The organism is Flavihumibacter sp. ZG627 (assembly GCF_000814325.1).
Taxonomy (GTDB): Bacteria; Bacteroidota; Bacteroidia; order Chitinophagales; family Chitinophagaceae; genus Flavihumibacter.
In genome coordinates, this window is record NZ_JPHF01000007.1 from 72777 (window position 1) to 86341 (window position 13565).

At 36.6% G+C, this 13565-nt stretch carries 14 protein-coding genes; 2 read left to right on the forward strand and 12 right to left on the reverse strand.

Annotation, left to right across the window (positions count from 1 at the left end):
• Positions 1-8: 8 nt before the first annotated feature.
• The 5 genes from HY58_RS13875 to HY58_RS13895 all read right to left on the reverse strand — a co-directional run bounded on the left by HY58_RS13875 (position 9) and on the right by HY58_RS13895 (position 3891).
• Positions 9-329 (reverse strand): DUF4134 domain-containing protein, encoded by a 321-nt coding sequence (locus HY58_RS13875; protein ID WP_039133101.1) that lies wholly within the window; start codon positions 327-329, stop codon positions 9-11.
• A 101-nt stretch (positions 330-430) separates the two neighbouring features.
• Entirely contained in the window at positions 431-892 is a 462-nt protein-coding gene (locus HY58_RS13880; protein ID WP_039133103.1) for a hypothetical protein, read from the reverse strand.
• Positions 893-998: 106 nt separating this feature from the next.
• On the reverse strand, positions 999-2204 hold the full coding sequence (locus HY58_RS13885) for a hypothetical protein (protein ID WP_039133105.1): 1206 nt from the start codon (positions 2202-2204) through the stop codon (positions 999-1001).
• A 103-nt stretch (positions 2205-2307) separates the two neighbouring features.
• A complete protein-coding gene (locus HY58_RS13890; protein WP_039133107.1) occupies positions 2308-3306 on the reverse strand; it encodes a response regulator transcription factor in 999 nt (332 codons plus the stop codon).
• Between the two features lie 15 nt (positions 3307-3321).
• Positions 3322-3891, reverse strand: coding sequence for an N-acetyltransferase (locus HY58_RS13895; RefSeq protein WP_039133110.1), 570 nt, complete (start codon positions 3889-3891; stop codon positions 3322-3324).
• 276 nt (positions 3892-4167) lie between these two features.
• On the opposite strand from HY58_RS13895, the gene HY58_RS13900 reads away from it, so the two are divergent.
• A complete protein-coding gene (locus tag HY58_RS13900) occupies positions 4168-4578 on the forward strand; it encodes a response regulator transcription factor (protein WP_039133112.1) in 411 nt (136 codons plus the stop codon).
• Positions 4579-4901: 323 nt separating this feature from the next.
• A complete protein-coding gene (locus HY58_RS13905) occupies positions 4902-7610 on the forward strand; it encodes a PAS domain S-box protein (RefSeq protein ID WP_039133115.1) in 2709 nt (902 codons plus the stop codon).
• 51 nt (positions 7611-7661) lie between these two features.
• Here the strand turns inward: HY58_RS13905 and HY58_RS13910 are convergent, their stop codons facing one another.
• The 7 genes from HY58_RS13910 to HY58_RS13940 form a co-directional block, all read right to left on the reverse strand.
• The gene (locus HY58_RS13910; protein ID WP_039133118.1) at positions 7662-8186 is read right to left on the reverse strand and encodes an abortive infection system antitoxin AbiGi family protein; all 525 of its coding nucleotides are present in this window, start codon (positions 8184-8186) and stop codon (positions 7662-7664) included.
• A 965-nt stretch (positions 8187-9151) separates the two neighbouring features.
• Positions 9152-9406 carry a hypothetical protein gene (locus tag HY58_RS13915; protein ID WP_039133121.1) on the reverse strand — a complete coding sequence of 85 codons (255 nt, stop codon included), beginning with the start codon at positions 9404-9406 and terminating at the stop codon, positions 9152-9154.
• A 180-nt stretch (positions 9407-9586) separates the two neighbouring features.
• On the reverse strand, positions 9587-10573 hold the full coding sequence (locus tag HY58_RS13920) for an ATP/GTP-binding protein (protein ID WP_039133124.1): 987 nt from the start codon (positions 10571-10573) through the stop codon (positions 9587-9589).
• 37 nt (positions 10574-10610) lie between these two features.
• The gene (locus HY58_RS13925) at positions 10611-11846 is read right to left on the reverse strand and encodes a nucleotidyl transferase AbiEii/AbiGii toxin family protein (protein ID WP_039133127.1); all 1236 of its coding nucleotides are present in this window, start codon (positions 11844-11846) and stop codon (positions 10611-10613) included.
• Positions 11818-12450, reverse strand: a complete 633-nt coding sequence (locus HY58_RS13930; protein ID WP_039133129.1) for an AbiEi antitoxin N-terminal domain-containing protein — start codon at positions 12448-12450, stop codon at positions 11818-11820. The genes HY58_RS13925 and HY58_RS13930 overlap by 29 nt, the downstream gene beginning before the upstream one ends.
• A 404-nt stretch (positions 12451-12854) precedes the next feature.
• Positions 12855-13148 carry a helix-turn-helix domain-containing protein gene (locus HY58_RS18970; protein WP_052324134.1) on the reverse strand — a complete coding sequence of 98 codons (294 nt, stop codon included), beginning with the start codon at positions 13146-13148 and terminating at the stop codon, positions 12855-12857.
• Positions 13149-13265: 117 nt separating this feature from the next.
• Positions 13266-13496 (reverse strand): helix-turn-helix domain-containing protein, encoded by a 231-nt coding sequence (locus HY58_RS13940; RefSeq protein WP_039133130.1) that lies wholly within the window; start codon positions 13494-13496, stop codon positions 13266-13268.
• Positions 13497-13565: the final 69 nt, after the last annotated feature.

Consider the following 13565-nt stretch of genomic DNA (forward strand, 5'->3'; position numbering starts at 1 on the left):
CAATGGTTTTATACACCAAAGAATGAGCGGATAACGGTGGCTACTATCACCAGGAATACACAACTCCCAAACCATGCAGCTGCAACTTTACCGGTATCATGGTCGCCGCTATTCCATTTCTGGTACACTTTTACAGCTCCAATCAACCCTACAATAGCCCCAACAGCATACATCAGGTTTACACCAGCAGCAAAATAGCTTCTTACTTTCGTGTTAGCTTCGTTTATACCTGCGTTGCCATCCTGGGCCAACGCTGATACTGTAATCAGAAGCAACAGAAAAGAAACTGTTCCATAAATCAATTTTCTTCTTTCAATCACTGTTTTCATACACACATTAATTTGAGAAATGAATAAAAGAAAGAATGCTTCATTATACTAACCCATCGCACTTGATTTTCCTGCCCGCAGATAATGAAGCATTACTTTCGTCAGCACCAAAGCTGCTGAATGTCTTGTACGTTAATAATTTCAGAATTGTATTTTTCAACTTCCTTTAGTATGAACAGGGTCAATTCATCGCTATTGTCTGAACTTTTCAATACTGGATATTTCTGACATATTTGTTGCAGGGCGGTTAGTAAGGAAGCTTTGTCTTTGCCGTTTTCGGCTTCTTGTAAAAAGGCTTTTACTTCGTCTTCAAATGCGTTTATAACGGGGGTAAAATCAGTGTCAGTTACTTCTTTCGGCAAGTAATCCGAATGGCTTTCCGAAACAAATTGTTTTTTAAGATCAGCAACTGCAATAGGAGTAGCACCTGGCTCCACTTTCTTTATGCCAATAAGTGCCAGTAATTCCCAATGAAAATATTTGTACCCGACATAAGCGTAATAGCAAATCAGGGAAATAAGAATTGCTGAAAGGTATTGGCCCCATGATATTGAACTAAGCATAGTAAACTTCTTTTGTTTAGAGTATTAATACAAATACATGCCCAAAAGTTTTTAAAATCGGGTAAGACAGGTAGTGCTTACCCATACAAAAAGAGTGAATGTTATATCATAATTTCCCAACTATCCCCACCCATTTTTGCAACATCTCTTTCATTATATTCAATGTTGCTTTATCTGGTGCATGATATTTAGTTTCCATGCTGCCAAACGAGATATCATCTTTTTGCAAAGTGGTAAACAGTTTAGCAATTGTACGAAGCATCGGTGCCACACTTTTGTTGATAATGATTTTATCGGCTACCAGGAGGCGAATCAATACAGCCAATTTTGCAACAGATAACGAAGTCTGAATTTTAGATTCAGGGTCTATTTGCAAATCCTTGTCCTTTCTTTTAAGGTTAGTAAGTTCTTCATTTCTTATTTTCTCAATTACCCAATCGGTCAATTGTTTTTTTACAGCAGGCTGGTTTAATTCATAGCCAGCGCCTGGTCTGTCTTTTAATTGGGCTATCCGAAACTGTTCAGTCTTCAACAAAGCAATATTTTCATCGATACTATTTTCAGCATTTAGCTTGCTCTTGATAAGACTGGTTTCATAATCAATAAAACCTGTTGAGTTAAAATTGTAGTTAATAAGCAATTCCCGGATAAACACTTCATTAATGACAGTGGTAGAGCATTCAATCTGGCGGAATATGTTTTTAAGATAATTGACCTTTCGGAAGCTGAGATAGTTTTCAGGCGTTGTAAACTTTTCATTGATGCATTCTTGCAACACATCAATAATCGGTGATTGAAACAATTTGATTTTCCAGTATTCCAGTTTGAGACTTATGCTATCCTGCAAATGTTTCAAGTAGTACACAGAAACCTTGAAATCAAAATCAAAATGCTGGTACAGGAAATTCTGCATAAATTGTAATACTGTTTCCGCTTCATTGCACAATTGCTCATGCATTTCCGATTCCGGTAAGATGTCAGACAGGTTAATCAACAATGCCTGTACTAATCTTATGTATTGCCCTTTGTCTGAAATGGTAGTATTATTAATTAGCTCATCCATCAACAACCCAGGTATCAATTCCAGATCGGCCTGCAGGCTTTTCAGAATACCTTCATTTTTTGTGTTCTCAAAAAGGCTTCCAGTGAATTCTTTACGGTAACTATTGGTTTTAAATAAACCATACCATTTGCACAGCGCTTGCTGAACAGTTAGTCTATTATGCAATGAATTTTCTGAATATTGACTGAGCAATGGCAGCCCTAACATCAGGTCACCTGAATGACCGTTTACACTCGTCACTGTTTCCATAACAAAACTTTATGAATGCAAAGGGCAAATGACAAACCAACTATAGTACGTTAACCTGAGTATTTTAATACGTAAACCAGCGTATTTTATTAGTAAACTGTAGCTAACAAGGTTGCCCAACAGCTGTAGCTCCCAGTTTGTTGAGTAATTCGAGTTTATTAGAGACTTTTACTTTATCAAAAATATTCTGCACATGTTTCGTTACAGTTCTTTCAGCTATAAATAACGTTTCGGCAATTTGCCTGTATGAATTGCCCTGGCAAATGAACAGAACGATTTCTTTTTCCCTCACGGTAAGACGATAGGTGTAGCAGTTTTGCAGAATCCTTTCTTCGGCACTTATACGTTCAAGTTCTTTGGTTCTTTTATCTACTTCCTCCTGCAGTTGCTCATTCCATGTTAAAAGCTGGGTTTCCGAGGCAATTAACCGCTTATGTTCGTTCTTTACTTGTTCCACTGTTTGTTTTACATGAAGGGCAAGCAGCAACAAAAAACCTGTATTGGTTACTGTAGCCTCCACTGATTGGCTCAGGTTGAAATAAGCAATAAAAGGTAAACCGACCCATGGCGTTAAACTGAAAAAGAGTACACCGGCTTCCTCTTTTACATCACGGGATGCAAGTGAATAACTGTACTTATAACGAATAGATTTTTGCAACGAAGCCAATACCCAAAGTGCATAAACCACCGGAATAACCAGGATGTTTTTTGCATGATCGAGATCGTTGCTGATGGCAAATACAGTTACAAATAATAAATAGGGCAGCACCAGAAAATAAACGACTCCACGCCTGGCATGGAACTCCATTTTCTCCAACCCAAAGGCTTTGTACACGTAATAAGGGAAGTAGGCAGGTGTAATAAAACCTGTTGCATAGGCAATACATTCCTGAACAAAAAAGGAGCCCGGTAAATTCGGGTCCGGAAGTAATCCACCAGTAATATTATAAACAAGTAGTAACGCTATGAGAGAGATATCTAAACTTATAGTTCTGTTATCCGGTCTTGCAAAATGGTGAATAAGCAGGTAGAAAAATATTACCAGCTCCACGCAGACAAACCCGAAGGTGACCCAATGCATTTCTGTTCCTGGCAATAACATAGCTCAACAATTATCTTAACCTCTTTTCATGCAGTATAGCGTATATCCAAAATCAAGATCCAGGTATGTTTCAAATCCATGCTTTTCATACCAGGGCAGATTTTTTATGGTAGATGTTTCGAGACAGATTATTCTTTTTTGAGAAAGCCCCTCCTGAATGACGGACTCCAATAATTTACTTCCAACTCCGTTGCACTGATCTGTTGGATCAACGCCAATAAACCAGAGGTAATAAGTTATCCCATCAGGATGAATTTTGTTTATCGCAGCTTCACGTTTCATTGCCTTTATTATATTGGCAAGGCCAATGGCTGATACTGCAAGTTTAGTATCCAGCAAAATGGAACGAAGAGTTGTTTTCTTTTTGTCGGGCAAAAGTATCAAGGCACAACCTTTTTTATCTTCCGACATAAACACATCACCGAAAGAATGGCAGAGGTCAAAAGAATATGCCATCAGGTTCCTGATTCGTTGTTTTCTTTTAGCATCCTGTTGAATGATATAGTTTACACTTTTGTTATCATCAAAAGCGTTAGAAAGTATGTCAACTATTCGATTCTTATCTTCAATACCTGCTTTTCTCATAATACTATTTTTTGAGGCAAATTTCCTCCTTATTGAATCTCAAAACTCATTCCGTTTGATTTGAAAATGTTTTGCTTAAAAGCAGAAATGTTTTGCGAACGGTATTATTTCGAATTTTTCAATTGTGATAGTAGTGATACAGGAAGACGTAAACAAGTTTTATACAGAAACCCCTATTTCTAGTAATATATTAGTCGCTGATGACTGCCTAAAAATCTACTTGATTTCAGTGCAAAACCATACAAGAAATCATCTGATATTGAATTTCATTTGCAGATGGAAAATAAAGCCTCCAAGCTATTCAAGATGAGTAACCCCCAAAAAATCACCATTGCTATTGCTGATGATAGTAAAATGATGAGATTGGCAATAAAAGATTTAATTCAATCCTTTGGATATACAGTAATTATTGAAGCTGAAAACGGCAATGACTTACTAAATCAACTACAAGCATCTGAGTTGCCAAATGCCTGCGTTATTGACATTAATATGCCGGGGCTTAATGGTTTTGACACAACGTTCAAAATAAAACAAACCTGGCCTTCAATCAGAGTTTTAATTTTTTCATTCAAACACAATCAATGGAACCACAAAAAAATAGAAGCATGCGGGGCAAATGCTTACCTAAATAAATTCGATCATCCTGATTTATTGCGAGAAGCTTTGCAAAATATGCTGACCCCCTAATACACCAGCATTTGTTCACTGTTTTACTATTTGCATTTTCGATGTCATTTCTACGTCATCTTAAAAGTCCCCAAAACCTTCCTGTCGATTAATCATGGACTTAGATAGAGAGAAATGAACGATAACTATCTACAAAAAAATCGTATCGGAAATTTACGTAGTATAAATACATGATATCTCAACTCTAATTCGTTTAATATTGTCGCATTTTTCGTGTGTAAAACTTCGACAATCATGTTGCATCAGCCGGACCTTTCAGTTGGTTTGGCCATTTAGCAGCCCTTTTATAGTCATTCGCATTCTTAATCATTCAGTATAAAAAAATGAAACTGCCAAGCATTTTTTCGGTTAAAACTGCCTCAGTTTTTGTAATAGTAATAAGTGGTTTAGTTATTACAGGTTGGCAATTCGATAATAATTTTCTTAAAGAATTATTGCCTACTTCGGTGGCCATGAATCCTATGACTGCAGTCCTGTTTATCTTTTCAGGGCTTTCCTTGTTTTTACTGTTTCATAAACCACAGAACCGGATTCTAAAGAAGACGGCAATTGTCTTTATAATTATAGTTCTTTTTATTTCTGTACTTAAGCTTCTTGCTTTTTTAAAGCTTTTTGACACCGGGATCGATCGTTTATTATATAGCAGGAAAGTAGAGTTAAATACGTTCAATGGAATGCCTAACAGTATGGCTCCAAACACAGCAGCTTCTTTTTTACTTACGGCTTCCGCATTATTGTTTTTGGCGTTTCGCAAAATTTCGATTGCGCAGTATCTTTCATTGTTGGTGACTGGCATTGCCTTGCTTTCGATAATTGGCTATTCATATGACGCAACAACATTTTATGGAATAGCATCCTTTCTACCAATGGCATTTAACACGGGTCTTTGTTTTATTTTTATTTCACTGGCTATTCTGTTTTCAAACAGTGATCATGGATTTGTATCCGAACTTACCGGTCCTTATGGAGGTGCAAGGGCAGCACGCATACTTTTACCGGCATCAATCGCAATTCCGTTCATGCTCGGATTCTTTATTTTGGATTCAGCTTCTAAAGGATACTACAGTATTATTATCGGAATCTCTCTCTTGGTAACGGCACTCATTTTTATTTTTGGTTTTCTAATATGGCTTACTGCAAAATCGATTAACAGATTTGAACTAAGGGGAATTAAGGAAAGAAAGATTGCCGATGAAAAGTTGAGAAAAGCAGCTGAACATGTACTTGATTTATATAACAATGCGCCCTGTGGTTATCATACTGTAAGTCCAAACGGTTATATTCTTGAAATTAACAAAACAGAACTTAACTGGTTAGGCTATGAATATGAAGATGTGGTTAATAAAATGCGCTTTCAGGATATTCTCAATGAAAATGACAGAAACAATTTTTGGACCCACTACAATCAACGATTGGACAAAGAAGAAGTAAAAGATCTGCTTGCAGAACTTATTTGCAGCAATGGATCAGTACTGCCGGTTTTGATCAGTGCCGTTGCAGTTAAAGATGCCGAAGGAAAATTATTTGAAATCCGTATTACTGTTATTGATTATACTGAACGAAAGCTACAGGACGATAAAATCAAACAATTTAACCTGGAGCTTGAGAAACAAGTACTGGAGCAAGCGCAACTTGTAATTGATAAAGAACAGAAATATCGTTTTTTACTGCAAAACATGCGGGAAGGTATCCTGATTGTAAATTATGAATGGCGCTGTTTATTTGCTAACACATCGCTGATTAGACAAAGTAGGCATTCCCGGGAAGAAGAATTATTGGGATATACCTTGATGGAAAAATTTCCAGGAATTGAACATACGCCCCTTTTTAACATACTGGACAACTGCATGCAAAACAGAATACAGGAAATTTTCGAAACTGAATTTGCATTTCCTGATGGCAGTAAGGGTTGGTTTAAATTAAGTGTGCAACCTGTGCCAGAGGGGTTATTTATCCTTGTAGCCGAGATTACTGAACAAAAAAAGGCTGAAACAGAGTTTCAACAATCGCAATTAAAATATGCGGCTTTGATGAACAGCCTGGATGGAATTGTTTGGGAAGCAGATCCCAAAACATTTGCATTTAGTTTTATCAGCAAGCAGGCGGAACGATTATTAGGTTATCCTGTTGAGAGGTGGATTAATGAGCCTACATTCTGGGCCGATCATATTCATGATGATGATCGTGACTGGGCAGTAAATTATTGTCTGCAATGTACGCTCGAAAAAAGACCACATCAGTTTGAATATCGAATGATCGCTGAGAATGGCCGTATTGTTTGGCTTCGTGATATTGTTTCGCTTGAAATAGAAAACGGAGAACCGATAAAGCTTAGCGGTCTTATGGTAGATATAACCGAGCGGAAAAAGATGGAAGAGGAGCTGGCAAATAAAATGCTTGAAAAGCAAAAATTAATAACAGAAACAACAATCCTGGCACAGGAAAAAGAACGAAATGAGTTAGGTCAGGAATTGCACGATAATATTAACCAGATTTTATCTGTTGTAAAACTTTATCTGGGTATGGCAAAGTCTGATCAAAATAGTGAAAAAGATTTCATTGGGCAAAGCCATCAGTACCTGGATGAAGCGATGAGTGAAATACGGAAACTGTCTCATTCGCTTGTGGCACCTTCACTTGGGGAAGATGGATTAAAAAATGCTTTAGAAGGACTTATTAAAAGTGTCAACCATCCAAATAATAATTTTGTACAACTTTTTATTGATGATAATTACAACGAACAAACTGTTGAAAAGAACAAAGAACTGATGATATACCGCATAATACAAGAACAGTTGATTAATATCTTGAAATATGCCCAAGCCAATAATGTAAAAATTACAGTAAAAAAGAAATCTGAAGAACTTTATATAGCAGTATCCGATGATGGTGTTGGTTTTGATGTAAATGAGACAGGTAAAGGAATCGGCTTGAAAAACATTAGCAACAGGGTTGGTCTTTATTCAGGAAGTATGAATATTATTACCGCTCCAGGTAAGGGATGCACATTAGAAGTATATTTTCCAAATTAATTGCAATGAAAGCAACAGTTTTTTATGTAAACTTTAACCGCCTTTTTGCACTTACTCTTCAATCAGAATAAGTTCGCAATCCAGGTTGTTGTCTTTAATTAGTTTCCTGGCCCTTGCTTTATAGCTCAATGGAGCAATAATATTTTCAATAATCGACTTGTTGAAAGGAAGATAAAATTCCTCCGCATCTTTTACTTTTCGGATTGTTCCCTCAAATGCGTATTCTTTATGCGATCCTTTAAGAAGTTCTGCGGTTGCAGTCCAATCGAAAGGTAGAATTCTGTTAATCCTCCATTCTCTTTCATAAAATTCTGCCCAGTTACCATCAGAAAATTGTTTTGTATCGTAAGGTTGAAGCATACTGTCAATCCACTTAACCAAACCTAACTGTTCATTATCTCGTGGTCGTATTTCGTTTAATCCACCCTGGTGTGGCTGCCGGTTATCAACCAGGTATAAAACCGGGTTTGCACCGTATTCTATCATGGCCTCTTTGTTGAAACTGATGCCAAAGTAATTGTATCTGCTACAATGATCAGCCGATTGTTTGATAGGAGTATCAGTAAAACAAATCATTTGCGTGTTTATAGTAAGATCAGTTGACGGGAAGGAAATTCTATTACAAGAAAACTTTAGTTCACAAGAGTTCACAATTTTCGACAATTTATCAAACGCCTCTATACGGCTCTTGTTCCTTCCAGTCCAATGAGTAAGGTATTTATTGATGTGATTTGGGGTTTTTGCCAGTTTTATGATCTTTTCAATTCGCATGTATTATAGTATTTTAAATCATTAACTAACTCTTTGCAGTGGCAACAAATAAAAGAAGCAAAATCAGGATTATTAATGATCGTTTTATCAAAAGACTACTATCGTCTCAATATTATCAAGCTGATAAGGGTGAGAGGGAATCATAGACTGTACTTTAAGAAATGTACAAAAAATATCGAATACTTTTCTCCTCATAGTTTAGGTCAAAAGATTTCTTGGAGTGTCTTTGATAGCATAATCAATATGTTCCTTCATTAATTCTGCCAAGAGTCAATAGTCTGATAGCTTCCTATGCCCGCTTGCTTATTTCAATAGAATTTGTATTTTGGCAATGAAATTTTGTTTTGGGTTTACAATTGAACCCACACGGAATGTAGCAGTTCCGTTCATCAAAGCGGCTTTTATAAGCTGCTTTCTTTTTTGTAACTTATACAGGATTTGAGTTCAAAACTTAATCAGGTAATGGTAAAGCCGTATTTCTATACGGCTTTCTTAGAGCCTTGCATTTTCAGCTTCTGTTTATTAACTTTATTAGAAGAATAAACAACCTTTATTGAGAACCCCTTTGAAAGCAGGGCATTATAATAGACCGCTATTTAATGAATAGCGGTTTCTTTTTATTTAATCCTTTACTTTGATCATCCGCATCTGCAAATATGCGTCCTAAAAACAAAGAAGGATTCAACAAAAGTTAGAACCATTTTTATAGCTCCCTCTGTTCAAAAGGTAAACATAATCCAGGTGATTGGTCATATAGAATCCAAGATGCATTATCTCTCAAGTTTACTTATATCAATCTTATCCAAATAAGGCCGCAGCATGGCCGAGTTAACAGAAGTAAATGTTTTTATCACCAACCTCACACAATCTTCTTTATGCCATATTTCATCTACATAAAAATTATGTAGCTGGTATAAGTGATACCTGTGTTCTGCATCTTCCCGTACGGCAAGCTCAATGGCATGATGAAAAATTTCAAGTATTTGTGCATCGCCATCAAGTTCATGAAACTCAGAAGGAGTCATAGATTAGTTCTTTCAAGAAATGTACAAAAAATATTTTCGAAGGGTTGAGGCGAACCTCAAGAGAGCCTAGATGTTTTGATCTGCTTTGCCTAACTTTAGTAAATACCATTCCCGGTAGTCCCTGATTTAGGTCAAACTATCGGGTTTCGTTTTTCTACGATTCTGCATTGGTCCTATCCGTTAAACGAAACTCTCATTGTTGGTAAATAAATCTACTCCGTTTTGATAAACCTCATTCAGTTCATCGCTGCTCAGTTTTCGCACTATCGTTTCATGACTTTCGTAGTGAACAACAAAAACAGCAAGTTCACCACGACCATTTTCTAGCAGATCGTTTAAGATAAACGGGCTGTGGGTTGTAATGAAGTATTGATTATCCTTTTTATAAATCATATCCTTGGTAAAATGCCTCAAATAAAGTGGAAACGAATGTGCCTCGGGATTTTCAAACAAGAGGATGCTGTTGTTATTAGTAGCAATTGCTGTCTTGTAGAAAACAATTTCTTGCAAAGTGCCCGCAATTGAACTATAGGGAACCAGCATTATCTCATTGTTTCTATTCAACTGAAGAATCTTAAATGTGTGGCTTGCTTTGTCAAATGCAATCTTCAGATTATATTCTTCGAAGAGTTCATGTACTTGTTGTTTCAAATCAGCATAATGCTGGATAATGCTAAACAAGTTGAACCCAAATGGTGGAATCAAATATTTTGAATGTGACCTACTATATTTAACACCAGTTTTAAATACATATTTTTTTACCAGTGGCTCAAAATACTCATTCCTGAAAACACTCTTTACAACAAGCCTATCATCAACTTCATAATGAAAAGACTTGCTCAAAAAATCAATATCAATTTTTAAACGTTCTGTTGGGCTACAGCTCAGTTTGCACTTTCCTATATTAGTTGAAACAACCGCATCCTTTTCAAAATTTCCATTATAGAATAATTCGGTTTCCTTTTCAATCCTTAACAAGGTTGGTAATTTCTTTGAAACATTTTCTGTAAGAAATGGTATAGAAAACAATGACAAAACTTCAATAAAATTTGACTTGCCAGCATTAGGCCTGCCAATAAATAGGTTGATCCGATTGAGATTTTTAACCTGTAAATACCGGATCGACTTGAAATTTTCTATTGTAATATGTTCGAGTTGATGAAACATTGGAACAATTAATCACTATTTTCCTTTTCTCTTCTTGCTATTGAGTTTTGTTTTGAATAGCGATATCTTCAAATATCAACTTGCCATTGATTTTTAGAAATCGAACTACATAATTAACTGCTTTATTCGCAGGTCCAGAAGGCAAATAAGGATCTATCACCTTTACCACCACTGTTTGTAAAAGGGTATTATCTGGTTCATGCTCCCAGTCGGCCTGTAGTTGCTGTAAACCCTCCTCAGCTAACTGTTCCAGGCTTAGATGTTCATTAGCTACTCTGAATTTACCATTGAGCCATTTTAATTTTTTCAAGAGGTCTGCAAAATCAGGAGATTCACTATAGATCATATTGGCCTGCATAAACTCATAATCCTGCCGGTACAATTCCATCAAATCCTGAGAAGGGATGAACGCTAAGCTTTCAACAGTCATTCCTTCATAATTGATTACACGTATATAGCCAGCCCGATGTTGCAATAATAAATTGAAAAGCTTCTTGTCGTTTAACGCTTCATTCAATACTGCTGTTTCCATCATTATAACCAAGTCGTACAAATGTCTTGACATACGATCTCCCTGAAGTTTTGACAATGCAGGATTGGCAAATTTCTCATGCAGCAAAAGCACTTTCTCAATGAACGTTTTCCTTGGCACTACTGTTCTCACAGCAAACGGGGTTTCTGCATAAGCCGGATTGGGGAAATATTCATTGAGTAAAGAATGTATTTGTATTATTTCAGATGGCTCGGCAAGCGACCGCACACTGAATTCAATTTTTACTGCATCAGCCAGGTAAGGATTAGGTTGGTAAAGTGATGGATAATTAACATAAAGCGATTGCGGGTCTTTATCGGGCATGGTCGGCTTTACTTCTTCAGCTATTATGTCCAGCATACCCTCTGGTACTCCCAAAGAAAGCAATGATTGCTGCAATGCGTCTTTGATGGTGGTGCTGGTGAAGGCACAACCTTCCCGCTTCAATTGCTTTACGTATGAATGCGAGGGATTGTCTAAATAATCTCTGCCAAAAGCATTTGGGTGAAGAGCAATATCAATATCCTCTGAAAAACGTGGAATCAGCTTCCAGCCTTTGCTTAGCGAGGTTCCTCCTTTGAACATGAAATGCCCGGCCATTGCTGTTTGAAAAAGGGCTTTTAAAACCAATGTTACCCACCAGTCTTTTTCAATTGCTTTTACATTTATACCGGTCACTCGCTGTACCTGGTCCAATGTTTCCCTTCGTTGATCATCTGTCAGTTTCAACCATCCTGTCATTATCTTTTTCGTTTAATAGTTTCATGATATAGTCGTGCAGGCGAGCCGGTGCCAATGCAAGATCATGTTTTAGTTTACTTGCATTTTCTTTCATCAAGAGGTTCTTTATTTTCTTTGCAGATTCAGGGTGTACGTTCGTTAAATCCAGCTCTTCAAGGGCTTGTATTACTAACCCGCTTATCGGGCCTTCCATGGCCAGTTTTTTACTGGTGGTGGCTTTGAATACAACTGTCGTTCTCCCGATCTTTATCTTCCTGGGCGAGCCATTAGTGATATATACCAACCTCATTGGTACCTGGGTACTTAGCCCCAATTTATTAAGAGCGGAGGCTCCGGAGGGTTTTATCAGTATTTTTTCTTTTTGTGCAATGGCTTCGGCTATGTTTTCTGCACCCGGATGTAATTCGCCTAATAACGGGTCGGTTTTGGGCACATAGTATATGCCATGCGCCACTCTCTTAAGTTTTCCTTCCTTAACCAGCCGGGATAAGGCCATTTTTATAGCCCCCTCTGTTCCCATGCCCCGGAAATCAGTCGGAAAGAGGATTGAACCCCTTTTAACCTTTGATAAATAGTTATTTATGGATGTATGCGCCTTGTTCATTTGTTACAAATTTACAAATAATTGTAACATTTTAAAATCTATTATGTTACATTTTTGGAAAATATTGTAACATTCCTATAATCCAAGGTGCTGTTTGTGAGTATATAATACTCACAAACAGCACCTTCAAAACCGTTCAGAGTGTATAATCTGGCAGGCTTGATCGGAAGAAAATGACTGAATGCAATAAGATATTTCACTATTGAATGTTAATTCAGAAACGAATATTTCATAAGATAAGGTTTAATAGTTTTTGATAAAATAAAAAATCCCCGCAAGTGCGGGGATTTTTTATTTTATCATCTATAATTAGTAATCACTTTTTACTCTTCTTTACCTCCTAATACTTTTCTCTTTCTTTTTGCAAAAGCTTTTCAAATATTTCAATTGTTTTTCATTGAAATTTATTGCGATGAATTTGTATTAGCGTCTTTGCCCTTTACTAATGGCTTAATTGTTTTGTTATCAATGATAGGATGTTGTGGAATCAGATCCCAAAGAGGACAATTAAAGATTACCGCAGCCTTGTTCATGTGAACAGGATTATACTTTTTGGTTGATCGAGGACTTTCCGTAGCAGCAACAAAAGCATTGGATTTAAATCCCATTTTTTCGGAAAGAGCTTCTTGGCTCATTTTTAAAGCCATTCGCTTTTCCCGAATACGGTCGATAATATATTGATCCAATTCTGTCCGCATTAATCACCTATTGGTGATTATAAAGATCACCAAGGGTGCTACGCAATACAATCATCTATAGGTGAGTATTTGAGAAAACTTATGTAATTTAGAGCCTCAAGGACAAATAAAAATATTTCATACGGGCTTTTTAGGGAGAAAATCTTGCGGGCTGCATTTTAAAATCTTCGCAAGGTCATTTAGATGTTTAAGATTATAATGAGTTGAGTAATTGGGGCTTTCAACCATCCCTATAAAACCAACGGAAACTTCAAGTTCGTAAGCAAGGTCAGCCTGTGAAAGATTTTTTTCAATCCTTTTTTCTTTCACAAGGTCAATAACATAAATATCAATTTTAGATTTTGCCACTTACTTATTAGTAAGCGGTGAAATTCAACAATGAAAATGTTCTGTACAATCATCTATAGATGAGTATTT